This is a genomic window from Sphingomonas sp. NY01 (assembly GCF_038809135.1).
GTDB lineage: Bacteria > Pseudomonadota > Alphaproteobacteria > Sphingomonadales > Sphingomonadaceae > Sphingomonas > Sphingomonas carotinifaciens.
The window spans coordinates 1,381,021-1,403,110 of sequence record NZ_CP101722.1 but is presented as its reverse complement, the minus strand read 5'-3'; the positions used below and the strand labels follow the sequence as shown (position 1 = coordinate 1,403,110).

Sequence of the window (22,090 nt, the reverse complement as noted above, 5' to 3'; positions counted from 1 at the left end):
GCCCGATGCCCGAAGCTGCCACCGCCAATCGATTACTGTCGTTGGATGTGATCCGCGGCGTCGCGGTCATGGGCATTCTGCTCGCCAACCTGCCCGCCTTCGGCCTGCCGGAGGCGGCGTATTTTTCCCCGCTCGCCTGGGGCGGCACCGCGCCTGCCGACCTCTTCGCCTGGTTCGTCACCTTCGTCTTTATCGAGGGCAAGATGCGCGGCCTGTTCTCCTTCCTGTTCGGCGCCTCGATCCTGCTGGTCACCGACGCAGCGGAGCGCCATGGGAACAGCGCGGCCGCCACGCATTACCAGCGCATGACGACGCTCTTCCTGATCGGCTGCGCGCACCTCTACCTGATCTGGCTGGGCGACATCCTTGCTCATTATGCGCTCGTCGGCGCCATCGCCTTCCTGTTTGCCGGCCTGTCGGTCCGCTGGCTGATCGCCACCGCACTACTGCTTCTGACCTATGCCACCATTTCCAGCGCGCTCGGCGCCGTCATCCTGTTCGACAGCGCGGCGCAGGACAGCCCGCACGCGGTCGCCATCTGGAACAGCTTCGCCATCGCCTTCGGCGTCCCGCCGCGTGCCGACATGCTCGCCCAGATCGACGCGATGCGCGGATCATGGGCCGATGCGGTGGCGTGGCGCTGGCACCACGCGGCCGACCCGCTCACCGTGCTACCGGTCCTCGCCCCCGAAACGCTCAGTGCCATGCTGCTCGGCATGGCCGGTTATCGCACCGGCTTTCTGACCGGTGCGTGGTCCCGCGCCCGCTATCGCCGCTGGGCCGCGCTCTGCCTCGGGGTGGCGCTTCCCGCCTATGCGTTGCTGGGTATCGTCACCATGCGCCACGGCTTTGCGATGCCCTGGGTCTATCTGAACGCCATGGTTCTGGCGGAGCCGCTGCGTACGCTGGGCTTTGTCGGCTATGCCGCCTTGCTGATGCTGGCCCTGCGCCCCGGCGGATCGCTTACCACCCGCATCGCCGCGATCGGCCGCACCGCCTTTTCCAACTATCTCGGCACCAGCCTGCTTATGGTCGTCGTCTTCAACGGCTGTGCGCTGTTCGGCGCATTGTCACGCGCGCAGCTTTATCTCACCGCCCCGCCTGTCTGGGGGCTGATGCTGCTCTGGTCGAAACCCTGGTGCGACCGCTTCCATCACGGCCCGCTCGAATGGCTGTGGCGCAGCGCTGCGCGGGGGGAATGGCAGTCGATGCGCCGGATCAGCGGCTGACGCGTCGCCCGAACCCGCCACCCGCGACCGGCCGGCGCGGCACGACGGGGCTCGCCTCGCGCTCCAGCAGCGTCAACGTATCCTCGAACAGCCGGCGCAGCCGTGCGACATGCTCCAGCGCCTCGTCCGGCGTGTCCTGCTGCTCGACACTGTCGCGCGCGATCCCCTCGATCGTCTCCGCCAGCGTCGCCAGCGGCTCCGCCCCGAACTGGCGGGCCTCACCCTTCAGCGTATGGGCCGGGATGACCATTGCGGCCGCACTGGCGCCGCGCATCGCGCCCTCGATCGCGGATACCGACTTGTACCCGTCCTCCCGGAAATAGCCCAGGATGCGGACAAAGCCTTCACCCAGCTCCCCGCGCGCCTGTTGATAGGCGTGCCAGTCCACCAACGTGCTACCCTCGAACGACACAACAGCCCCTTTCGCGCGCCCCCAGCGCCCAGATCGGGCACCCTGATCGCATCATCGGGTAAACAGTCGGTAACGGCGAGCCGGGAAATTCCCTGTGCAGCGAAGTATTTCGGCGTCAGCGGTCCTTGTCGTAAGGATTTTTCGGCGCGCGCAGGGTCAGTCGGATCGGCACCGCGCCGAAATCCAGGTCGCGCCGCATCGAATTGACCAGATACCGCTCATAGCTGGCGGGCAACTGATCGACGCGCGTACCGAAGATGACAAAGCTCGGCGGCCGCGTCTTCACCTGGGTGACGTAGCGCATCTTGATCCGCTTGCCGCCGGGCGCAGGCGGCGGGTTCGCCTCGATCGCGCGCTCGAACCAGCGGTTCAACTCGCCCGTGCCCACGCGCCGCGACCAGGCCGCCCGCGTCTCGAACGCCACCTGGAGCAGCGTGTCCAATCCCTTGCCGGTCGCCGCCGACACGGTCAGCAACGGCACCCCCTTCACCTGGCTGAGCCCGTCCTCCAACGCCTTTTTCACGCCGTTGAACAGCGAAGATGGCCCCTCGGCCACGTCCCATTTGTTCAGCGCGATGACGAGCGCCCGGCCCTCTTCCAGCACCCGGTCCGCGATGCGCAGGTCCTGCGCCTCCAGCCCCAGCGTCGCATCGAGCAGCAGCACCACCACCTCGGCAAAGTCGACCGCGCGCAGCGCGTCGGCGACCGACAGCTTTTCCAGCTTGTCCTGCACCTTGGCGCGCTTGCGCATGCCCGCCGTATCGATCAGCCGCACCTGACGCTCGGCGCCCTTGCCATCGGTCCAGGTCCAGTCGATCGCGATCGAATCGCGGGTGATGCCGGCTTCCGGCCCGGTGATCAGCCGATCCTGCCCCAGGAAGCGGTTGACCAGCGTCGACTTGCCCGCATTGGGCCGCCCGACGATCGCCAGCTTCAGGATCGCGTCGGGGCTTTCGTCATCCTCCTCGGGCTCGTCCACCTCCTCGCGGTCGATATAGGGCAGCAATGCTTCGAACAGGTCGCCGATGCCCTCGCCATGCTCGGCGGACAACTGCACTGGATCGCCGAAACCCAGCGCCAGCGCCTCCAGCACGCCCTGTTCCGCCGCGCGCCCCTCGGCCTTGTTGACCGTCAGCACGATGGGCGTGTTCGATCCGCGCAGCCAGCGGGCGATCTCCTCGTCCAGCGGCACCACGCCGGCGCGCCCATCGACGACGAACAGCGCGACATCGGCATCCGCCACCGCCGCCTCGGTCTGGCGCCGCATCCGGCCGGGCAGCGTGTTGGGATCCTCGTCCTCGTAACCGGCGGTATCGATGATGCGGAAATCGAGGCCGAGCAGATGCGCGTCGCCTTCGCGCCGGTCGCGGGTCACGCCGGGGCGGTCATCGACCAGCGCCAGCTTCTTGCCGACCAGGCGGTTGAACAGCGTCGACTTGCCGACATTGGGGCGGCCGACGATCGCGACCACGGGGAGTTTAGCCATGCCAGCGCGTTAGCGAAGCGCGAGCGTTTCGTCACGCCCGCGCTTCACCTTCGTCACACAATGGATCGGCCGGCGTCACCGATAGGCGACAATATGCCCCTTCACGTCCAGCGTATAGAGCGTGGAATTGGCGACGATCGGCGGCAGGGTGAACTGCGTCTTGGCCTCGATCGTCGTCTGCACCGCGCCGTCGCCGGTGTTGGCGTAGACGATCTCGCCCTCGCTGTTGGTCAGGATCAGGCGGTTGCCCGCCAGCACCGGGCCGAACCAGGTGATCGCGCCCGACTTCTTCTTCTCGTTGCGGAAGCGCGGCAGTTGCGAGATCCAGCGCACCTTGCCGCTGGCGCGCGACAGCGCCACCAGACGGGCATCGTCGGTCACCAGGAACAGCCACTCGCCCGCGATCCACGGCGTCTCGATGCCGGCGAAGTTCTGCTCCCACAGCCGCTGGCCGGTGGACAGCTCCAGCGCCACCATGCGTCCGCCCTGCCCGACCGCATAGACGCGGCCTTCATCGATCACCGGCGCCGCGTCGATATCCGACAGGCTGGACACCGAGGTCGAGATGGTGGTGCGCGAAAGTGCGTCCTGCCACAGCACGCGGCCATTCTCGTAGCGATAGGCGTTCAGCTCGCCGCTGGAGAAGCCGACCACCACCGAGCCCTGGCTGGCCGCCGGCGCCGCGACGCCGAACACGCCCTGCGTTTCCAGCGTGCCCTGCTGCGCCCATTGCACCTTGCCGTCGGCCTGGCTGATCGCGAACAGCTGATTGTCCTGCGACAGCACATAGACGACGCCGTTGGCGACCGTCGGCGCCCCGCGCAGCGGCCCGCCCGGCTTGGCCCGCCACTGGATGCTGCCGTCCGCGGCATTCACCGCCACCACGTCGCCCAGCCCGTCCGTCGCATAGACCCGGCCATCGTCGAAACTGGCGCCGCCGCCGAACCGCGCCGGACGATTGGCATCGCCCTCGGTCAGCTTGGCGGACCAAAGGGGCGCACCCGTATCCGCGGCAAAGGCATGCAGCACCGCGGCCACGTCCACCACGAACAGCTTGCCGTCCGCCACCACCGGCGCCGCGGCCAGCGGCTCGCGCACCGATCCGCCGTTGATCGTCGCTTCCCACAACCGGGCCGGCTGCTCGCCCAGCGCCAGCTGGCCCATCGACTTGGCCGCATTGCCACCCGGCTGCGCCCACGCGTCGTTGGGTGCGGGCGCGGGCAGCGTCACCTGCACGTCGGCGATCGTCTGATCGGCCTCGGCCCCGGATTCGGACGCCAGGATCGGCACGCGGTTGCCCACGGTCGGCGTCTTCTTCGGCGCGCCCTTGAAGATGCCGCACGCGCTCAAGGCCATGAGCGCCGCCAGCATCACGGGCGTCCGGAACTGCTTCGTCATTGCGTCTTGGTGTCCTCGTTACGGGTAACGGCGTCCACGCCCAATACACCGGCCATCTGAACCGCACGTTGCCGCAGCGTGTCGGGTACGTCCTTGTCCTGTGCGATCTGACCGAACAGGCGGCCCGCCTGATCGCGGCGGTTCATGCGCAGTTGCGCCACCGCCACCATCTCGCCCGCGCTCCCGAAATAGGGATTGCCGGGCACCGCAACGGCGCGCAGCCGCTCGACCACCACCTGCGGCTTCAGCGTGTCATATTCCGCCGCGGTCTGGCGGATCAGCGCCAGGTCGCGGAACGGCTGGGCCAGCGACGTATCGGCCGCCACCGCGGCGAACTTGGCCGCCGCACCCTTCAGATCGTCCTTCTGCAACAGGATGTCGGCCTGGGTGAATTGCGCCAGAACGCGATAGCCGTCGCGGTCGGAGGTGGCGAGCGGTGCCAGCTTGGCACTGGCGCCCTTCACATCGGCCGCGGCCAGCGCATCATAGGCCGCCTGCAACTGCTCGCCCTCGGCGCCGGCCGCCTCGCGCTGGCGATGCTGCCAGAACAGATAGGCGCCGAACAGGGCCAGCCCGATCACGATCGCGCCGATCACCCACAGGCCCCAGCGCGTCCAGAAGCTGGTCATCTGGTCGCGACGCAGCTCGTCGTCCACCTCGCGCATGAAGGCTTCTTGGGATTGGGGCGTGAGGGCCAAGACGGGCTCCAGAGAAGAAACGGATCGATGAAGCCGCGACCTTTAGCCGCGACCGCGCCCAAACGGAAGCGCGTCGATCTTCCGGGCGTTTTGCGCGGTGGTGCCTAGTTCAGTCCCTGGCGGGGTAGAGCTGTTCCGAACCGGGAAAGGCCCGCGCCTTCACCTCGCCGGCATAGGCCTCTGCCGCCGCTGCGATACGCCCGCCCAGATCGTCGTAACGCTTCACGAAGCGCGCGGTGCGCTCGAACATGCCCAGCATGTCGTCCACCACCAGCACCTGCCCGTCGCACTGCGCCGAGGCACCGATGCCGATCGTCGGGCACGCCACCGTTTGTGTGATCGCCACCGCGATCGGCTCCACCACGCCCTCGATCACGATCGCAAAGGCACCGGCTTCCGCCACCGCGCGCGCATCCGCGACGATCTTGGCGGCTTCCTCCGGCGTTCGCCCGCGTGCGCCATATCCCCCCAGCACGTTCACCGCCTGCGGCGTCAGGCCGACATGCCCCATCACCGGGATCCCGCGCTCGACCAGGAAGCGGACGGTCGGCGCCATCGCCTCGCCCCCTTCCAGCTTCACCGCCGCCGCGCCGGTTTCCTTCAACAGCCGCGCCGCACTGGCAAAGGCCTGTTCCGGGCTCGCCTCATAGCTGCCGAACGGCATGTCGATGACGACCAGCGCGTGATAGCTGCCGCGCACCACCGCGGCCCCGTGCGCCACCATCATCTCCAGCGTGACCGGCACCGTCGACGGCAGGCCGTAGATCACCTGCGCCAGGCTGTCGCCGACCAGCAGCATGTCGCAGTGCGGGTCCAGCAACTGTGCGGTGCGCGCGGTATAGGCCGTCAGCATCACCAGCGGCTCACCCCCCTTGCGCCGCACGATCGCGGGCACCGTCATCCGCTTCATCGGCACGGGCGTCGGGGTGGCGCGACTCGTCGCGGTGTCGAGGGTATAGGTCGTGGACATGGCCACCGTTTAGCGCGCCGCGTCCGCGACCTCCACCCGGTCAGCCGAAGATCGCCGCGTAACGCTCCGGCTTGAACCCGGCCTCCAGCACCTCGCCATGCACCAGCATCGGCCGCTTGATCATCGACGGCTGCGCCGCCATCAGCGCCACCGCCTTGTCCGCATCCAGATCCTGCCGCGCTTCCTCGGGCAGCTTGCGGAACGTCGTACCCGCGCTGTTCAGCACCTTGTCCCATCCCAGCCGCTCGACCCAGTCCCGCAGCAGCGCCGCGTCGGCCCCGGCCGCCTTGTAGTCGTGAAAGTCGTAGGCGACCCCTGCCTCCTCCAGCCAGGCCCGCGCCTTTTTCATCGTGTCACAGGCCTTGATCCCGTACAGCCGCGTCATCGTCGCTCCCCATGTTGCATCGGTAATGCTCCCTCCCTGTAGGGCGAGATCGTGCCTGTTCGGGAACAAAGAAATTGGCCGACGATTATCTCCCCCTGACTCTTTCAGTCGTGAAACAAATGGGGTGAACCATAATGAAGAAAATGATCGTTCTCGGCGTCGCCGCTGGCCTCGTCTCGCTTGCCGCGTGCAACTCCACCCCGCGCGAGCAGGCCGCCGAGAATATCGAGGCGAATGCCGAGGCGCTGGCCGACAACCTCGAAGAGGCGGCGGACAACGCCACTACCGAGGCTGGTGAGGATCGCCTCGAGAACCGTGCCGATGCGGTGCGCGAGATGGGCGAGAACCGCGCCGAGGACATGCGCACCAACGATCCCGACACCAACCTGTCGAACGGCATCTGATTTCGGCGGACAGACCGAGTTGCTCCCAAGCGCAAATCGGACTGGAGGGGCGTTCAAGGCGACTTGGACGCCCTTTTCCGTTGCAAAGGCTATTGCTGGCGCCCGGTGCGCATCTACCATAACGCCCGGCGCCCAGCGCTCTGTTTTGCGTGCCATTCGTGGATGATACGACCATGACCGCCCATCCCTTCTATGCGATCCACCGGCACGGCATGGTCCGCGTCGCCGCCGCCACGCCGGTCGCCACCGCCGGCGATCCGCTCGCCAATGCGGATGCCGCGCTGCTGCTCGCCCGCCAGGCCGATGCGCAAGGGGTCGATCTGGTCGTCTATCCCGAACTCAACCTCACCTCCTACGCGATCGACGACCTCCACCTGCAAAGCGCGCAGCACCGTGCGACCCTCGCCGCCCTCGCGCATGTGGCGGCAGGCAGCGCCGATCTGGCGCCGCTGCTCCTGATGGGCGCCGCGCTGCCCCGCAACGGCCGCCTCTACAACTGCGCCGTCGCGATCAGTCGCGGGCGTATCCTCGGCGTCGTGCCCAAGACCTTCCTGCCCAACTACCGCGAATATTATGAAAAGCGCTGGTTCGCCAGCGGCGCCGGGCTGACCAGCCTCACCATCGATCTGGGCGATATCGGCGCGGACATACCCTTTGGCACCGATCTGCTGTTCGGCGCGACCGACCTGCCCGGCTTCGTCGTCCATGCCGAGATCTGCGAGGATTACTGGGCGCCGAACCCGCCCTCCACCGCCGGTGCGCTCGCCGGCGCGCTTATCTGCGCCAATCTGTCCGCCTCCAACATCGTCATCGGCAAGGCCCGCGAACGCGCACTCCTGTCCGCGGCGCAATCGGCCCGTGCGGTGTGCGCCTATATCTATTCGGCCGCCGGCATCGGGGAGAGCACCACCGATCTCGCCTGGGACGGTCAGGGCATGATCTACGAACTGGGCGAAATGCTCGCCTCGTCGCAGCGTTTCGTCCATGCCCCCACCCTCACCACCGCCGACATCGACGTCGAGCGCATCGCGCAGGAACGGCTGCGCTTCGGCACCTTCAACGATGCCGCGCGCGAGGCGGGGCACCCGGAAACCCGTTTCCGCCGCATCGCCTTCGACCATCGGCCACACTGCGCCGACATGGGTCTGACGCGCGACATCCGCCGCTTCCCCTTCGTCCCCAACGATCCCGACAAGCGCGACGCGGACTGTTACGAGGCGTTCAACATCCAGGTCGAGGCGCTGGTCAAGCGCCTGTCCGCCGCGCGCGCCGAAACGCTGGTGATCGGCGTGTCCGGCGGGCTCGACTCGACGCACGCGCTGATCGTCGCGGCCAAGGCGATGGACCGGCTCGAAAAGCCGCGCTCCGCGATCCTCGGCTTCACCATGCCGGGTTTCGCCACCGGCGAGGGTACCAAGGCCAAGGCGTGGAGCCTGATGCGCGCGCTCGGCATCACGGCAGACGAGATCGACATCCGCCCCGCCGCGCGCCAGATGCTCACCGATATGGGCCATCCCTTCGCCGAAGGGCAGCCGGTCTATGACGTGACGTTCGAAAACGTGCAGGCGGGCCTGCGTACCGATTACCTCTTCCGCCTCGCCAACCAGCGCGGCGGCCTCGTGCTCGGCACCGGCGACCTGTCCGAACTCGCGCTCGGCTGGTGCACCTACGGCGTGGGCGACCAGATGAGCCATTATGCGGTCAATGCCGGCGTGCCCAAGACGCTGATCCAGTTCCTCATCCGCTGGTGCATCCGCACCGGCCAGTATGATGCGGAAACCGATCAGGTGCTGACCGAGATACTGGCGCAGGAAATCTCGCCCGAACTGGTCCCGGCCGACGAGAGCGGCGCGCTGCAATCCACCGAGTCGATGATCGGCCCCTACGCGCTCAACGACTTCTTTGCGCACTACATCATCCGGCACGGTCTGGCGCCGTCCAAGATCGCGTTTCTGGCCTGGCACGCCTGGCGCGATGTGGAGGCGGGACGCTGGCCGGCCGACTTCCCCGCCGACGCCCGCGTCGCCTACGACCTCGCCACCATCCGCCACTGGCTGGAGCGCTTCCTCGTCCGCTTCTTCCGCACCAGCCAGTTCAAACGCTCCGCCCTCCCCAACGGCCCCAAGGTCTCCGCCGGCGGCGCACTCTCCCCCCGCGGCGACTGGCGCGCCCCCTCCGACGGCGTCGCCGAACCGTGGCTACAGGAACTCGTCGCAAACATGCCCTGACGCGCCTGCATTATATTGCCAAATCAGCCTCACAGGCGCATTATGACCGGCCTATGACAGTGCCTCCACCGGATGGATCGCGCGATCGCCGGATCGAGGACCCATCGAATCTTTGGATAATCCACCCCGCGGGGCGGCTGCTGCTGCCGTTCGCGCTGCGGGCGGGCGTGTCGGCGAACAGCGTATCGGTCGCCGGCCTGTGCCTGGGCACCGCCGCGGCGCTGGCCTATGCGCAATATGAACGGCCGGCCTTTGCCGTGCTTGGCCTGTTGCTGTCGGTCGGCTGGCTGATCGCGGACGGGCTGGACGGCATGGTCGCCCGCGCCACGCGGACCTCCAGCGCCTTTGGCCGCTTTCTGGACGGGCTGTGCGACCACGGCGTCTTCACCCTTCTCTATGTCGCGCTCGCCGCGTCGATGGGCACGGCGGAGGCTTGGGCCCTCGCCATCGCCGCCGGGGTGGCGCATGCGGTGCAGTCCAGCCTTTATGAGGGCGAGCGCGCCCGCTTCCATCGTCGTGCGCGCGGGGTCGGCCTTGCCGCGCCGCCCCAGCCCACCGGTGGTGCGCTTGTCCGCCTCTACGACCATGTCGCGGGCAGTCTGGACCGCATCGCCATGCCGTTCGAACGGACGCTGGTGGCCGCCGCCGATCCCGCAAGCCTCGGCCGCACCTATGGCGCACGCGCGGTGCCGCCGATGCGGCTGTTATCCCTTCTCACCGCCAATGTCCGTGTCGCCGCGATCTTCGTCGCGACGCTGGCCGCCGATCCGCGGCTCTTCTGGTGGTTTGAAATCGCGCCCCTCACGGCCGTCGCCGTGATCGGTATCGCCTGGCATCGCCGGGTCGAGCATGCGCTGGCCGCCCAGGGCGCCACCGCCGGCCGACCGGCCTCTTCGTTTATCGTAAAGGAACAGAAACAGTCATGAACAGCATCCGGATCGCCGTCGTCGGCATCGGCAACTGCGCGAGCTCGCTGGTGCAGGGGCTGGAGCATTATCGCGAAGGCGCCAACGACATGATCGGCCTCATGCATTATGAGGTCGGCGGCTATCGTCCCAGCGACATCAAGGTCGTCGCGGCGTGGGACGTCGATGCGCGCAAGGTCGGCAAGGACGTGGCCGAGGCGATCTTCGCCAAGCCCAACTGCACCGCCGTGTTCGCCGCCAATGTGCCCGCCACCGGTACGATCGTGAAGATGGGCGCGGTGCTGGACGGCGTCGCCGACCACATGGCCGATTACAAGGAAGAGCGTACCTTCGTCGTCGCCAACGACACGCAGCCCAGCAAGGAAGACGTGATCGCCGACCTGAAGGCATCCGGCGCCGACGTGCTGATGAACTATCTGCCGGTGGGCAGCCAGCAGGCGACCGAATTCTACGCCGAATGCGCGCTTGAGGCCGGCGTCGCCTTTGTCAACAACATCCCCGTCTTCATCGCGTCCAACCCCGTCTGGGCCAAGCGTTTCGAGGATGCCGGCGTGCCGATCATCGGCGACGACATCAAGGCGCAGCTCGGCGCCACCATCGTCCACCGCGTGCTGACCGACCTGTTCGCCAAGCGCGGCGTGAAGCTGGACCGCACCTACCAGCTCAACACCGGCGGCAACACCGATTTCCTCAACATGTCGAACCACCGCCGTCTGGAATCCAAGAAGATTTCCAAGACCGAGGCGGTACAGTCGGTCGCCGCCGAGCGGCTGGACGATGACAACGTCCATATCGGCCCGTCCGATTACGTGCCGTGGCAGAACGACAACAAGGTCTGCTTCCTGCGCATGGAAGGCCAGCTTTTCGGCGGCGTGCCGATGAACCTCGAACTGCGTCTCTCGGTCGAGGACTCGCCCAACTCGGCGGGTGTCGCGATCGACATGATCCGCTGTGCCAAGATCGCCAAGGATCGCGGCCTTGCCGGCGTGGTCGACCCCGCATCGGCCTATTTCTGCAAGCATCCCCGCAAGCAGATCACCGACGACCTGGCCAAGCAGGAAGTCGAAGCGTTCATCGCAGCCGCCTGAACGCGATGATCCGCACCGCGATCATCCTGGCGGCCGGCGAAGGCAGCCGGCTTCGGCCGGCCGCCCCGTTCAAGCCGCTCTGTCCCGTCGCCGGCCTGCCGCTGATCGACCATGCCCTGTCCGGGCTGGCGGCGGCAGGGCTGACGCGGGCGATCGTGGTGCTGGGCTATGGTGGCGACACGATCGCGCGGCACCTCGCCGCCCGGTCGCAGCCGCTGCGCGTGGAAACGGTGCATAGCGACCATCGCGAGCCCAACGGCGTCTCCGCGCTTGCCGCCGCCCCGCTGCTGCGCGGCGAGGAGGCGCTGCTCGCCATGTGCGACCATCTCGTCGATCCCGCGCTCTACCGCCGCCTTGCCGCCATCGGCGCGCAAGGGGGGCTGACGCTGGGCATCGACCGCCGCCTGGGCCATGACTGGGTGGACCCGCTCGACGTCACCGCCGTGGCGACACAAGGGGACCGCATCATCGCGATCGGCAAGGGGCTTGAACCGCACGATGCCTATGACACCGGCGTCTTCGCGATCGGTCCTGCCCTGTTCGCCGCACTCGGCAGCCTGGGCCATGCCTCGCTGACCGACGGGGTTCGCCTGCTCGCCGGTGAAGACCGCGCATTTGTCGCTGATTGCAGCGACTTGGCCTGGATCGACGTCGATGACGCGCCGGCCCTTGCCAAGGCGGAACAGTGGCGCGCGCTGGCTGCGTGATCGCGATTGTAATCCCGCAGCTTTTCTGAATAGTATACCGTAGATGGCCGATCGTTCGGACCATCGCCCCTTTTACGCGCGTGCAGGAGCCGCATGAGCCTCATCGTCCGCACCTTGTCCGAACAGATTTTCGCGATCGTCCGTGAACGGATCATCAGCGGCGTTCTGCCCCGGGATACGCCGATCCGTCAGGACGCCCTTGCCACCGAACTGGGCGTCAGCAAGATACCCCTGCGCGAGGCGCTCGCGCGGCTCGAACAGGAAGGGCTGCTGACCAGCCAGGCCAATCGCGGCTTCTTCGTCCGCCCGATGAGCGCGACCGAGGCCGAGGAAATCTACGAACTGCGCCTCGCGTTGGAGCCGGAGGCCGCCGCGCGCGCCTGCCTGCTCGCCACGGAGGATGACCAGCAGGCCGCGCGTGAGGCCTTTGCCGATCTCGACATCGCCGCGCACGAGGCGCTGCATGACGTCGCCGTGTGCAACCGCGCCTTCCACATCGCGCTCGTCGCCCCGCTCGGGCGACCCCTTACGATGCAGCTGGTCGAGCGCCTTCAGGTGCTGGCTGAACGCTACGTCATCACCCATCTCGAACCCGCCGGCCGCGACGACCGTGCCCACCGCGAACATCACGACATTCTGGAGGCCTGGCTGGCGCGTGACGCGGACCGCACCGCGCACCTGCTGACCGGTCACCTGAACGGCACGCTCACCGATCTGCGGGCGCAACTCGCCACCGACTGACAATGACATAAGAACAAAGGGGATATCATGGGGGTGTTTGGACCGCGCAAGGCCATGGAGGGGGGCGCCGGCATGGCCGGCCACCAACTGGCCAAGACGCTTAGCTGGCCGCATCTGATCGCACTCGGCGTGGGGGCGATCGTCGGCACCGGCATCTATACGCTGACCGGTGTCGGGGCGGAGCGCGCCGGGCCCGCCGTCATCCTCGCCTTCGCGATCGCCGGTGCGGTCTGTGCCTGTGCCGCGCTCGCCTATGCCGAAATGGCGACGCTGATCCCGGCCGCCGGCAGTGCCTATACCTTCAGCTACACCGCGATGGGCGAGGTCGTCGCCTGGGTCGTCGGGTGGAGCCTGATCCTCGAATATTCGCTCGCCTGCTCGACGGTCGCCGTCGGCTGGTCGGGCTATCTGGTCGGCTGGATACAGTCGGCGGGCATCCATCTGCCGCCTGCCCTTCTCTCCGGGCCTCATGCCGGCGGCGTCGTCAACCTGCCGGCGGTTCTCGTCGCGCTCGGCGTCATGGGCATGCTGATCGCGGGCACCCGCGAAAGCGCCACGCTGAACATCATCCTGGTGGTCATCAAGCTCATCGCGCTGACCATCTTCATCGCCATGGCGCTGCCCGCCTTCAACGGCAACAATCTCGAACCCTTCATGCCTTATGGCTTCGCCGCGACCGAAATCGACGGGCAGAAGCGCGGCGTGATGGCCGCCGCCGCAATCGTCTTCTTTGCCTTTTACGGCTTCGATGCGGTCGCGACCTCGGCAGAGGAGGCCAAGAACCCCGGACGCGACCTGACGATCGGCATCGTCGGCTCGATGGCGGTGTGCACGCTGATCTACATGGCGGTCGCGGTCGCCGCGATCGGTGCTACGCCCTTCACGACGCTGGCCAATTCGCCCGAGCCGCTCGCCCTCGTCCTCCGCCAGCTCGGCCAGCCCACCGCCGCCTACCTGATCGCCCTGGCCGCCATCGTCGCGCTCCCCTCGGTCATCCTCGTCATGATGTACGGCCAAAGCCGCGTCTTCTTCGTCATGGCGCGCGACGGCCTGCTCCCGCGCTCGCTCTCGCGCGTCAGCAAGCGGACCGGCGCGCCGACCACCATCACGCTGCTCACCGGCATCGCCATCGCCGCGGTCGCCGGCTTCTTCCGGCTGGACGAGATTGCCGAACTGGCCAATGCCGGCACGCTGATCGCCTTTATCGCGGTCGGCGCCTGCCTCATGATCATGCGCCGCCGCGCGCCCGATATGCCGCGCCTGTTCCGCTGCCCGGCGCCATATCTGGTCGGCACGCTGGCGATCCTGGGTTGCCTGTATCTGTTCTTCAGCCTCCCCGCCTCCACCATCGCCCGCTTCGTCCTGTGGAACGCGCTGGGCCTCGTCTTCTACTTCGCCTACGGCCGCCGCCACAGCTTGGCCCGAATTACGAAGGAATAAGGGGCCGGCGGCATGATAAGGGGGTATGTCGCCGGAACCGGAAGGACGTGCCGCCCTGATGAAGTGTCTGATTGCCGCCCTCTTCGCGCTGGTCTGCGCCATCGCCGCTCCGGCGGCGGCGCAGACCGCACCGTTCGATCTCACCGGCCCGTCGCTGCGTATTCAGGTTACCCATGCCGGGCAGACGCTGCCCATCTCGCGGGTGCCGAACCTCTCGGCGGGCGATCGCCTGTCGATCAAGGCGGAACTCCCCGCCGACCAGTCCGCGCATTATCTGCTCGTCGCCGCCTTTCTACGCGGCGCCACCAATCCGCCGCCAAAGGACTGGTTCTTTCAGGCAGAGACCTGGACGAAGAAGGGGCGGGACGGGCTCAGCATCACCGTGCCGGCCGGTGCACGCCAGATCATCCTGTTTCTGGCACCCCAGACCGGTGGCGATTTCAAGACGCTGGTCGATGCCGTACGCGGCCGCCCCGGTGCATTCGTCCGCGCGGCGCAGGATCTCAATCAGGCCGCGCTCGACCGCGCCCGTCTCGATAGCTTCCTTGGCGCCATCCACCGCCTCGATCCCGGCGACCCCGCCCGGTTCGAGGCGGTCCCGCCGCTTCTCGCCCGCAGCCTCGCGATCAAGCTCAACACCGACTGCCTGCAACGTCAGGTCGATCTCCAGGCCGCCTGCCTGACGCAGAACCGCGACTCGCTGGTCCTGTCCGACGGCCACAGTGCGACGATAACCGAGGCGCTGGCCGGCACCCCGGCCGATCTCGCCATGCAGATCGCTGCCACGCCGCAGGGCGGTCTTGGCTATTACAGCCCCTATATCGCGGTGGTCCGCGATGTCGTGCGCATCCTTGGCGCGTTCCAGACCGCACAATATCAATATATTCCCGCGCTCGGCCTGATCCGCGATGACCTGATCGGCCTGCTGCTGAACGCCGCGCCCTCCTTCCATTCGCCCTATTCGGTTCTCGTCACTGCGCTGCCCATGGTCGACGCGCCGCAAATCCCGCCCTTGCGCGCCGCGCGTCCCGACCCGCTATGTATCGCCGCCCCCGGGCTGACGCTGCCGGTAGAGGGCGCGCCGCTCGTCTATGCCACCCCGTTCGCGCACAACATGGCGCTGCGCCTGAAACGGCGCGACGGCACGACCATCGACCTGCCGGCCCGCGCCGATGCGGAGGCCGGCGGCTACCGTATCGACACCGCCGGTCTCGATCTCGCCACCCTGCCGCCCACGGCACAGGGCGTCCTGCACGGCCGCTGGGGGTTTACCGCCTTTGACGGTCCCGCCTTCCGGCTCCAGACACCCACTGGCTGGAACTGGTCCCCCGGTGGCGGCTCCGCCGTGGTGGGCCGTGTGGACGCCGTAACGCTGGCCGGGGGTGCCGCCACCTGTGTGGAGGGCGTCTCGCTTCGCCACCCCTCGGGCCGCGTCGAATCCGTCACCTGGTCGGCGAACGCGGCGGGCGACCTGACGATCAAGCTGCCGCTCGAACAGGCCCGCCCCGGCGCCGCGACGCTGCTGATCGCTACCACCGGACAGGCGACACCCGCCACCCTGCCGCTGACCCTGTTCAACGAGGCGAGTGCGATCGATGCGCTCACGCTGCGTCCCGGCGACATGGAAGGCGAGCTTACCGGCGCCCGCCTGGACGCGGTTGCGCGTGTCACCGTCGGCGATCTCGCCTTCACCCCCGGCGCGCTTACCCGCCGCGACGGTCGCGATCATCTTATCCTCGCCACGCCGGCGCCTGTTTCCCTGACACAAGGCCAGACCGCACAAGCTAAGGTGACGTTGAAGGATGGCCGGGTTCTCGCCACCACGGCCACCATCGCCGCACCGCGTCTCCGGCCCGAGGTGATCGCACGAACCGTGGCCCGCCCGCCCTCGCTGCTGACCCTGGCGGATGAAACCGCTCTTCCCCACGACGCCACGCTCACCTTCTCGTTGCGCGCCGACCATTTCGATGGGCGTGAAACGATCGAGGTCGCCAACGCCGATGGCACCGCAGTGACCACGCTGGTGCCGGGTACGGATATCATGCTGCAAAATGCGCGCACCTTGGTCGCCACCCTGGCGCCTGCGCGTGTATTCGGACCCTCCATCTACGGCCCGCTGCGCTACCGCGTGATACAGGTCGGGACACCCAGCCCGTGGCAACCCCTCGCCACCTTGGTGCGCCTGCCCAACATCACCCGCGCCGCCTGCTCGCCGGATGGCTGCGCGATCACTGGGGCCCGCTTGTTCCTGATCCACTCGGCCGGCGCCCTGACCGTACCGGAGGGTTTCACCGGCACCAGCCTGAGCGTCCCCAGCCCCCTGCTACACCTGTCCGACGCTCCCGCGATCACCGCAACGCTACAGCAAACACCTGCTCAATAGGCTGGCGGGTCGCTCGCGGGAAAGCTTTCGTCGGACCCTTGATCGACGCGATCCCAATCCCCTTGTGCATCACGTATCCGGTCCTGTCCGGCGCCCCGTACCTGAACCACGCTCTCGGCCGGTCCCTCCTCCACCACGAACGCCACCGGCACACCCCGCCGCACCACCCGCCCCCGCCCGAGCAGGAACCCGGCCAGGAAAGAAAGACCAATTACGACAGGTGCTTGCCACCCCGAGGATGCAGTGCTGCGCGGTTTTTCAACGGGCGTCGCCACCATCCCGTTAGTTTCGGCAAAGACAACGCCAGAGGCTTCTTCCACCTCGACAACCCGGCCATTTTCCACTGCGATTTGATGTCGGAAGCCGTTCTCGACGTCGCCGGAACCTTCGCCGCGCATACCGCCGTCGGGCGTGCCCTGCTTGTCCTCTGTCTCAGCCCCTCCATAAACCCGAACACCCATAAATCCTCCATCTCTTTGCCCCGCGAAACGCGTCGATGCAGAACTTGTGTCCGGTTTATCTTCATGAATAATCACGCAATATTCCGATCAACCACCTCTGAGCAGAACCGTCGGGATGCGTAAAACCGTACGCAGGTCGGTCGCGTCGTCCGTCGCGCCGACCTCAACCGACCAGTTGAGGCTGGCGCGGTCGGTTACGCGGTAGGTTACGCCGAAGAGCAGGCGTCCGATCTGCAGGTCGCGGGAGCGGGTCATGCGCTGTCCGGGCCAGGCGGCTGTCGGCTCGATCAGGCTGGTGAGCGTCTTGGTGCCGAAGGCCCAGCTGTGGGCGTAGCCGAAGTTCATGGTGGTGCGCTGGTTGAAGGCGATGCCGATGCCGGCGTTGGCGGAAAGGGCGTCGCCGGGGTCGACATAGTCGATGATGACGGGGGGGATGCGGGTGTCGACGTTCTTGCCGAGGTTGAAGGTGTAGGCGAGGGTGGTGAAGAGGACGAGGGGTCGGTGGGGAGGATGGCGGTGAGGCCGGGGGTGAGGCCCCAGAAGCCGGCGCCGGTGCTGGCTCGGGTGGGGCGGCCGAGTTCGTCGCGGGGGATGGCGAAGGGGTCGGAGCCGGTGGGGATAACGCCCTGTAAGTTCGCGATAACGAAGGGTAATCCCGCCCGCCCGTCAATCAACTGATAGCGCGCGGAAAGTTCGATATCACCGATGCCGCGACCCGAAACCGAGCTGTCCAGCGTCGCGGCGGAGTCGTTGGGCGTACTGCCCGCAATGGGCGCGACGACCGACGCATCGGAGCGGTAGACGAACGGGACCCGCATGCCGAGTTCCAGCCGATCGGTCAGGCCGTAGCGAAGCGCGGCGGAGGCGGTCAGCACATCCTGTCGGCTTTCGTTGATGTCGAAGACCCCGACCAGCACCGCCTCCACCAGTTCGATGCCGCGAAAGATCGCACGGTTGCGATCGGCGCGAGCATAGTCGAACTGCAATTCGCCGGTAAGCTGACCCTTTCGCGTGACGACGCTGCCCTGCGCATCGAGCACGGCCAGCTCGATCGGCCGATCCTCGTCCTCCGGCGCCTGGCCGACGCGCTCGAGCGGCGCGAGCGGCGGTTGCAGCACGCCGGCGGGATCGCCGGGCGCACCGGGCGCGGCCGCCTGCGCGGCGACCACCGCGGGCGGACGCACCGGGCCGATCGGGGGAAGCGGTGCGGTGGCCGCCGCCTCCCCGGCATCCACCCGCTCGCGCAATCGGGCGATCTCCGCCGATTGGGTCTGCAACTGCTGGCGCTGCGCCTCGATCAGCGTCATCGCCCGGTCGAGTTGCGCCTGGAGCGACGGGCGCCGCTGGCGCTGGGCGGCATCGGCGGGCGCGGCGAGCAGCAGCGGCAAACCCGCCCCGGCGAGCAGCAGCGCGCGTACCCCCCGCATCAATTGGCGGCCCGCATCATGGCGGCCTCGATCCCCACATTGGCCGCACGGAACATCGCGGAGCCCAGCACGTCCGGCCCGGCATTGGCCAGCGCGATGCTGACGCTGGTCTGCGTATCGATCGCGCGGTCGTCGCCGGTATTGAGGATGAGCGAGCCGAACCCGGCACCGGCGAAATGGGTGATGCTGAGATCCTGCCCCTCCAGCGTCGCGGTGCGCGTGGCACCGGCGGTCGCCTGACGCAGCCAGCCGGCATCGGTGGCGGCGCTTGCATCCCCCACGCGCTGGAGCCCGGCCGCAAGCGACTGGGCCGAGGCGGCACCGCCGGTGATGGTGACGCCGGGCATCGCCGCGCCGCGCGTGACATGGATGCCGGTGGCGCGATCATAGCTGATGACCGGCGTGGTCGCGGATGCCCCCCCTGCCCGCCATCGCCGCGCGCCGCCACGGTTTCGCCGGGACGCGGCGTGTAGACGGCAAAGGACGGGCCGGCATCCTCGGTCCGGAAGACGGTGCGCAGCACGACCGCGCCGTTGATCGCCGTCTGCGCCTGCACGGTCAGCGCGACATCAATGCCGCTGGGCAGGCGGAAGCCGCCGCGTTGCTCGGCCAGTTCCGTATCGGCCACCGGCGCCGCCGCGAACGGCGCCCCTTGCGCGATCAGCATCATCACGACTGCCCCCATCATGATATGTCTCCGTAAAATGGCGCGGTGATCGACAGCGCCTGCTGGCTGACCGGTTCGGCAAAGCGCGCGCCCAGCGGCGCCCGCGCATAGGCCGACCATTGCGACGCCCGGTTGAAGCGGTTGCGTGCCAGTTGCTGGTCGGCGGCGAGCACGAAATAAATGCCGTTCCACGCCGCCTGGAACGCGGCCCGTGGCATGACGGTGATCCCCGATGACGGATCGCCGAGCAGCACCTCGTCCCCCCGGACACCCTTCACCACCACGAAATGGCGGTAGTTGCGGACCGCGATCAGCGCGATGCCGGGTATGCCGGTATCCGCCACCCGGTCGAGCGGCACCTTGTAACCATCCGCCGCCAGCCCGCGACTGGCGAGCCACCGCTTCATGTCGAGCAGCGAAAAGCCGAGGCGACGGATCTGCGCGCGGTCGCCGCGTGCCCACATGCCGCGAAAGGCCACCTCCTCGCGCACGTCGAGGTCGTAATGGTAGCGAAGCAGCGTCGCGAGCGCCGCCGACCCGCAACTGAAATCGAATTTCTGGCGGACGATGCCGGCGAAACGCTGATCGGCCACCGAGCGGATGGGCACCGAGAAATCGCCGACGGGCGCCCCGGATGTGACAAAGCGCGCGCGGTCGGACACCGTCCCCCCGCACGCGCCCAGCAGTAGCGGCAGCGCCATTCCCGTCGCGACCGCCATGCCCCCGATGCCCCCCCGCCCGGTCATGGAGCCGGTGCGATGGCGATATTGACGTTCATCGCCGCATTGATCGCGACGTTGTTGCCGGTGTTGATGTTCACGATCGACAGGCCGGACAGGTTCTGAAACGCGTTGTCCGCAACGCTGGCGTCGCCGGTGCGAACGTGATCGCCGACACTGTTGTTCGCAACCCCCGCCGCCTGATCGGCCAGCGCCGCCTGGCGCGTATCCTGTCGCCCCGCGATCGCCGCCAGCACATCCTCGTCCAGCGCGGATGTGCCGAACAGCATGTCGCTTGCCGGCAGCGTCACCGGTTGCGCCTCACCCCGATCCTGTACCTGAGCGGCAAGCGGCGCCGGAGCAGCGATGCACAGGATCAGGGCGGCGGTGGTCATGGGCAGGATGGTCATCGAAATCTCCCCAGGCGAGAAAGGAAGAAGCGGCGGCAGGGGAACTGCCGCCGCTTCGTGACGCCCCCGCCTTAGAAGGCGACGTCGCCGGTGGAGACCGCCACGCTGACATTGGCGTTCTGCGATGCCGCGACCCCGGTATTCTGGTTCAGCGCCTGCATGCCGGCGAAGTTCTGGAAGGCACTGCCGTCATTGCTGATGCTGTTGTCCACCGCGGGCGTATCGCCGTCATAGCCACCGAAGGTGACGCTGACGCCGGTGACGTAGCTGGACAGCGTGGAGCTGGCGACCAGCGCGCCGTCGCCGAACACGTTCGAGGACGAGGCCGTCCCCGTACGGGTCGAATAGTCCAGCGAATTGGTCGAATTGTCGTTGCCGCTGTCGGCGATCATCACCGAATTGTCGTTGGTGGAATTGTCCGAATTGTCCGTCTGCGAGTTGTCGTTGCCGCTATCGGCGATGTCGACCGAATTGTCGGTGGTCGAGTTGTCGGAGTTGTTCGAATTGTCATTGCCGCTGTCGGCGATGGCGACCGAGTTGTCGGTGGTCGAATTGTCGTTGCCGCTGTCGGCGACGTTGGTCGAGTTGTCGGTCTGCGAATTGTCATTGCCGGAGTCGGCGATGTTGGTCGAATTATCCGAGCTGTCGTTGCCCGAATCCGCGATATTGGTCGAGTTGTCCGAGCTGTCGTTGCCCGAATCGGCGATGGCCACCGAATTGTCGCTGTTGTCGCTGTTGTCGGTCACCGTGCTGCCATTGTTGGCCGCGAAACGACCGCCCGACACCGAGCTGTTGTCCGAGCTGTCGCTGTTGCCGCTATCGGCGATGGCGACCGAGTTGTCGGTGGTCGAGTTGTCGTTGCCCGAGTCGGCAATGTTGGTGGAGTTGTCCGAACTGTCGTTGCCGCTGTCGGCAACGTTGGTCGACGCATCGGTGGTCGAATTGTCGTTGCCGCTGTCGGCGATCGACACCGAATTGTCGGTGTTGCCGCTGTCGGCGACGTTGGTCGACGCATCGGTGGTCGAATTGTCGTTGCCGCTGTCGGCGATCGAAACCGAGTTGTCGGTGGTGGAACTGTCGTTGCCACTGTCCGCGACGTTGGTCGATGCATCCGTCGTCGAATTGTCGTTGCCGCTATCGGCAATCGACACGGAATTGTCGGTCGTGGAACTGTCGTTGCCGCTGTCCGCGACGTTCGTCGAATTATCGGCGTTGCCGCTATCGGCGATCGAGACCGAGTTGTCGGTGGTGGAGCTGTCGTTGCCGCTGTCCGCAACATTCGTCGAATTGTCGGCATTGCCGCTGTCGGCGATCGAGACCGAATTATCGGCATTGCCGCTGTCGGCGACGTTGGTCGAGGCATCGGTGGTCGAGTTGTCGTTGCCCGAGTCCGCGACGTTGCCCGAGTCCGCGACGTTGCCCGAGTCCGCGACATTGGTCGAGTTGTCGGTTTGCGAGCTGTTGTTGCCGCTGTCGGCCACGTTCGTGGAATTGTTGGTCTGCGAGTTATCGTTGCCCGAGTCCGCGACGCTGGTCGAGTTGTCGGAACTGTCGTTGCCCGAATCCGAGATCGTCTGCGTGGCTTCCGCCGTCGATTGATCGTTGAGGTTGTAATCGTAGGACGAGGAAGAAGAACCGTCCTGCGCCACGTTGCGACCGGCTTGTGCGTCGTTCTGGGTCGTAGGTTCGGTGGTCTGTGCATCGGCGACTGCCGCCGCGCCGACGAGCAGCGCCACCGCGGAGCACGAACGGAAGAGATGGATCTTCATGATCTGCATTCCTCTCTGACGAGATTCACATCGCATCCGTCCCCCTGTTTCGCGGCGGATCACATGCGAAGTGGCGCCGACATTCGGCGCTGGCCCAGATATTCACCTGTTGTTCATGTTGTTCGCCCCCGGCTTGCGGTGT

23 protein-coding genes are annotated in these 22,090 nt (G+C 67.2%); 10 read left to right on the top strand and 13 right to left on the bottom strand.

Annotated features, from left to right (window positions below; genetic code table 11):
• Nucleotides 1-5 precede the first annotated feature (5 nt).
• Nucleotides 6-1,229: a DUF418 domain-containing protein gene (locus NPJ82_RS06980; protein WP_342658813.1), complete on the top strand. Its 1,224-nt coding sequence runs from the start codon at nt 6-8 to the stop codon at nt 1,227-1,229.
• On the opposite strand, the gene NPJ82_RS06975 is transcribed toward NPJ82_RS06980, so the two are convergent.
• The 6 genes from NPJ82_RS06975 to NPJ82_RS06950 all read right to left on the bottom strand — a co-directional run bounded on the left by NPJ82_RS06975 (nt 1,219) and on the right by NPJ82_RS06950 (nt 6,578).
• A complete protein-coding gene (locus tag NPJ82_RS06975) occupies nt 1,219-1,641 on the bottom strand; it encodes an Hpt domain-containing protein (RefSeq protein ID WP_112382471.1) in 423 nt (140 codons plus the stop codon). The two genes, NPJ82_RS06980 and NPJ82_RS06975, sit on opposite strands and share 11 nt — an antisense overlap.
• 115 nt (nt 1,642-1,756) lie before the next feature.
• Entirely contained in the window at nt 1,757-3,127 is a 1,371-nt protein-coding gene (der, locus tag NPJ82_RS06970) for a ribosome biogenesis GTPase Der (protein WP_149681659.1), read from the bottom strand.
• Between the two features lie 75 nt (nt 3,128-3,202).
• A complete protein-coding gene (locus tag NPJ82_RS06965; RefSeq protein WP_342658812.1) occupies nt 3,203-4,525 on the bottom strand; it encodes a PQQ-binding-like beta-propeller repeat protein in 1,323 nt (440 codons plus the stop codon).
• Nucleotides 4,522-5,190 (bottom strand): tetratricopeptide repeat protein, encoded by a 669-nt coding sequence (locus NPJ82_RS06960; RefSeq protein WP_240313472.1) that lies wholly within the window; start codon nt 5,188-5,190, stop codon nt 4,522-4,524. The genes NPJ82_RS06965 and NPJ82_RS06960 overlap by 4 nt, the downstream gene beginning before the upstream one ends.
• A gap of 142 nt (nt 5,191-5,332) precedes the next feature.
• Nucleotides 5,333-6,193 carry a 3-methyl-2-oxobutanoate hydroxymethyltransferase gene (gene panB, locus NPJ82_RS06955; RefSeq protein WP_342658811.1) on the bottom strand — a complete coding sequence of 287 codons (861 nt, stop codon included), beginning with the start codon at nt 6,191-6,193 and terminating at the stop codon, nt 5,333-5,335.
• A gap of 40 nt (nt 6,194-6,233) precedes the next feature.
• On the bottom strand, nt 6,234-6,578 hold the full coding sequence (locus tag NPJ82_RS06950; RefSeq protein ID WP_342658810.1) for an ArsC family reductase: 345 nt from the start codon (nt 6,576-6,578) through the stop codon (nt 6,234-6,236).
• A gap of 134 nt (nt 6,579-6,712) precedes the next feature.
• Between NPJ82_RS06950 and NPJ82_RS06945 the strand changes: the two genes are divergently transcribed.
• From NPJ82_RS06945 to NPJ82_RS06910, 8 genes are all read left to right on the top strand, one after another.
• Nucleotides 6,713-6,982: a hypothetical protein gene (locus tag NPJ82_RS06945; protein ID WP_112382477.1), complete on the top strand. Its 270-nt coding sequence runs from the start codon at nt 6,713-6,715 to the stop codon at nt 6,980-6,982.
• A gap of 173 nt (nt 6,983-7,155) precedes the next feature.
• Entirely contained in the window at nt 7,156-9,210 is a 2,055-nt protein-coding gene (locus tag NPJ82_RS06940; protein WP_342658809.1) for an NAD(+) synthase, read from the top strand.
• 53 nt (nt 9,211-9,263) lie between these two features.
• Nucleotides 9,264-10,136, top strand: coding sequence for a CDP-alcohol phosphatidyltransferase family protein (locus NPJ82_RS06935; protein WP_342658808.1), 873 nt, complete (start codon nt 9,264-9,266; stop codon nt 10,134-10,136).
• Nucleotides 10,133-11,224 carry an inositol-3-phosphate synthase gene (locus NPJ82_RS06930; RefSeq protein WP_112382480.1) on the top strand — a complete coding sequence of 364 codons (1,092 nt, stop codon included), beginning with the start codon at nt 10,133-10,135 and terminating at the stop codon, nt 11,222-11,224. The genes NPJ82_RS06935 and NPJ82_RS06930 overlap by 4 nt, the downstream gene beginning before the upstream one ends.
• Before the next feature lie 5 nt (nt 11,225-11,229).
• Nucleotides 11,230-11,931: an NTP transferase domain-containing protein gene (locus NPJ82_RS06925; RefSeq protein ID WP_342658807.1), complete on the top strand. Its 702-nt coding sequence runs from the start codon at nt 11,230-11,232 to the stop codon at nt 11,929-11,931.
• A 93-nt stretch (nt 11,932-12,024) separates the two neighbouring features.
• Nucleotides 12,025-12,672 carry a GntR family transcriptional regulator gene (locus NPJ82_RS06920; protein WP_149681667.1) on the top strand — a complete coding sequence of 216 codons (648 nt, stop codon included), beginning with the start codon at nt 12,025-12,027 and terminating at the stop codon, nt 12,670-12,672.
• Between the two features lie 27 nt (nt 12,673-12,699).
• Nucleotides 12,700-14,112 carry an amino acid permease gene (locus tag NPJ82_RS06915; protein ID WP_112382483.1) on the top strand — a complete coding sequence of 471 codons (1,413 nt, stop codon included), beginning with the start codon at nt 12,700-12,702 and terminating at the stop codon, nt 14,110-14,112.
• 58 nt (nt 14,113-14,170) lie between these two features.
• On the top strand, nt 14,171-16,495 hold the full coding sequence (locus NPJ82_RS06910) for a hypothetical protein (RefSeq protein WP_342658806.1): 2,325 nt from the start codon (nt 14,171-14,173) through the stop codon (nt 16,493-16,495).
• Here NPJ82_RS06910 and NPJ82_RS06905 read toward each other — a convergent pair.
• Genes NPJ82_RS06905 through NPJ82_RS06890 form a run of 4 tightly spaced genes read right to left on the bottom strand, consistent with a single transcriptional unit; the run spans nt 16,489 to nt 18,730 of the window.
• On the bottom strand, nt 16,489-17,031 hold the full coding sequence (locus NPJ82_RS06905; RefSeq protein WP_342658805.1) for a hypothetical protein: 543 nt from the start codon (nt 17,029-17,031) through the stop codon (nt 16,489-16,491). The two genes, NPJ82_RS06910 and NPJ82_RS06905, sit on opposite strands and share 7 nt — an antisense overlap.
• A 12-nt stretch (nt 17,032-17,043) precedes the next feature.
• A complete protein-coding gene (locus NPJ82_RS06900) occupies nt 17,044-17,301 on the bottom strand; it encodes a hypothetical protein (RefSeq protein ID WP_342658804.1) in 258 nt (85 codons plus the stop codon).
• The gene (locus NPJ82_RS06895) at nt 17,298-18,383 is read right to left on the bottom strand and encodes a hypothetical protein (RefSeq protein ID WP_342658803.1); all 1,086 of its coding nucleotides are present in this window, start codon (nt 18,381-18,383) and stop codon (nt 17,298-17,300) included. The genes NPJ82_RS06900 and NPJ82_RS06895 overlap by 4 nt, the downstream gene beginning before the upstream one ends.
• Nucleotides 18,383-18,730, bottom strand: coding sequence for a hypothetical protein (locus tag NPJ82_RS06890; protein ID WP_342658802.1), 348 nt, complete (start codon nt 18,728-18,730; stop codon nt 18,383-18,385). The genes NPJ82_RS06895 and NPJ82_RS06890 overlap by 1 nt, the downstream gene beginning before the upstream one ends.
• A 65-nt stretch (nt 18,731-18,795) precedes the next feature.
• On the opposite strand from NPJ82_RS06890, the gene NPJ82_RS06885 reads away from it, so the two are divergent.
• Nucleotides 18,796-19,086 carry a hypothetical protein gene (locus NPJ82_RS06885; protein WP_342658801.1) on the top strand — a complete coding sequence of 97 codons (291 nt, stop codon included), beginning with the start codon at nt 18,796-18,798 and terminating at the stop codon, nt 19,084-19,086.
• On the opposite strand, the gene NPJ82_RS06880 is transcribed toward NPJ82_RS06885, so the two are convergent.
• The 3 genes from NPJ82_RS06880 to NPJ82_RS06870 all read right to left on the bottom strand — a co-directional run bounded on the left by NPJ82_RS06880 (nt 19,068) and on the right by NPJ82_RS06870 (nt 21,948).
• The gene (locus NPJ82_RS06880; RefSeq protein WP_342658800.1) at nt 19,068-19,796 is read right to left on the bottom strand and encodes a C39 family peptidase; all 729 of its coding nucleotides are present in this window, start codon (nt 19,794-19,796) and stop codon (nt 19,068-19,070) included. The genes NPJ82_RS06885 and NPJ82_RS06880 overlap by 19 nt on opposite strands.
• Nucleotides 19,793-20,179, bottom strand: a complete 387-nt coding sequence (locus NPJ82_RS06875; RefSeq protein ID WP_342658799.1) for a hypothetical protein — start codon at nt 20,177-20,179, stop codon at nt 19,793-19,795. Before NPJ82_RS06875 ends, NPJ82_RS06880 begins: the two co-directional genes overlap by 4 nt.
• A gap of 71 nt (nt 20,180-20,250) precedes the next feature.
• Entirely contained in the window at nt 20,251-21,948 is a 1,698-nt protein-coding gene (locus tag NPJ82_RS06870) for a hypothetical protein (protein WP_342658798.1), read from the bottom strand.
• Nucleotides 21,949-22,090: the final 142 nt, after the last annotated feature.

Bases quoted from the DNA above. Each gene is read 5' to 3' on its own strand.
- NPJ82_RS06920 (WP_149681667.1), top strand. From the start codon at position 12,025: ATGAGCCTCATCGTCCGCACCTTGTCCGAACAGATTTTCGCGATCGTC.
- NPJ82_RS06885 (WP_342658801.1), top strand. From the start codon at position 18,796: ATGCCCCCCCTGCCCGCCATCGCCGCGCGCCGCCACGGTTTCGCCGGG.
- panB (WP_342658811.1), bottom strand. From the start codon at position 6,193: ATGTCCACGACCTATACCCTCGACACCGCGACGAGTCGCGCCACCCCG.
- NPJ82_RS06960 (WP_240313472.1), bottom strand. From the start codon at position 5,190: ATGCGCGAGGTGGACGACGAGCTGCGTCGCGACCAGATGACCAGCTTC.
- NPJ82_RS06880 (WP_342658800.1), bottom strand. From the start codon at position 19,796: ATGACCGGGCGGGGGGGCATCGGGGGCATGGCGGTCGCGACGGGAATG.
- NPJ82_RS06945 (WP_112382477.1), top strand. From the start codon at position 6,713: ATGAAGAAAATGATCGTTCTCGGCGTCGCCGCTGGCCTCGTCTCGCTT.
- NPJ82_RS06900 (WP_342658804.1), bottom strand. From the start codon at position 17,301: ATGAACTTCGGCTACGCCCACAGCTGGGCCTTCGGCACCAAGACGCTC.
- NPJ82_RS06980 (WP_342658813.1), top strand. From the start codon at position 6: ATGCCCGAAGCTGCCACCGCCAATCGATTACTGTCGTTGGATGTGATC.
- NPJ82_RS06940 (WP_342658809.1), top strand. From the start codon at position 7,156: ATGACCGCCCATCCCTTCTATGCGATCCACCGGCACGGCATGGTCCGC.
- NPJ82_RS06950 (WP_342658810.1), bottom strand. From the start codon at position 6,578: ATGACGCGGCTGTACGGGATCAAGGCCTGTGACACGATGAAAAAGGCG.
- NPJ82_RS06875 (WP_342658799.1), bottom strand. From the start codon at position 20,179: ATGACCATCCTGCCCATGACCACCGCCGCCCTGATCCTGTGCATCGCT.
- NPJ82_RS06965 (WP_342658812.1), bottom strand. From the start codon at position 4,525: ATGACGAAGCAGTTCCGGACGCCCGTGATGCTGGCGGCGCTCATGGCC.
- NPJ82_RS06870 (WP_342658798.1), bottom strand. From the start codon at position 21,948: ATGAAGATCCATCTCTTCCGTTCGTGCTCCGCGGTGGCGCTGCTCGTC.
- NPJ82_RS06895 (WP_342658803.1), bottom strand. From the start codon at position 18,383: ATGCGGGGGGTACGCGCGCTGCTGCTCGCCGGGGCGGGTTTGCCGCTG.
- NPJ82_RS06935 (WP_342658808.1), top strand. From the start codon at position 9,264: ATGACAGTGCCTCCACCGGATGGATCGCGCGATCGCCGGATCGAGGAC.
- der (WP_149681659.1), bottom strand. From the start codon at position 3,127: ATGGCTAAACTCCCCGTGGTCGCGATCGTCGGCCGCCCCAATGTCGGC.
- NPJ82_RS06910 (WP_342658806.1), top strand. From the start codon at position 14,171: ATGAAGTGTCTGATTGCCGCCCTCTTCGCGCTGGTCTGCGCCATCGCC.
- NPJ82_RS06930 (WP_112382480.1), top strand. From the start codon at position 10,133: ATGAACAGCATCCGGATCGCCGTCGTCGGCATCGGCAACTGCGCGAGC.
- NPJ82_RS06890 (WP_342658802.1), bottom strand. From the start codon at position 18,730: ATGCCCGGCGTCACCATCACCGGCGGTGCCGCCTCGGCCCAGTCGCTT.
- NPJ82_RS06915 (WP_112382483.1), top strand. From the start codon at position 12,700: ATGGGGGTGTTTGGACCGCGCAAGGCCATGGAGGGGGGCGCCGGCATG.
- NPJ82_RS06925 (WP_342658807.1), top strand. From the start codon at position 11,230: ATGATCCGCACCGCGATCATCCTGGCGGCCGGCGAAGGCAGCCGGCTT.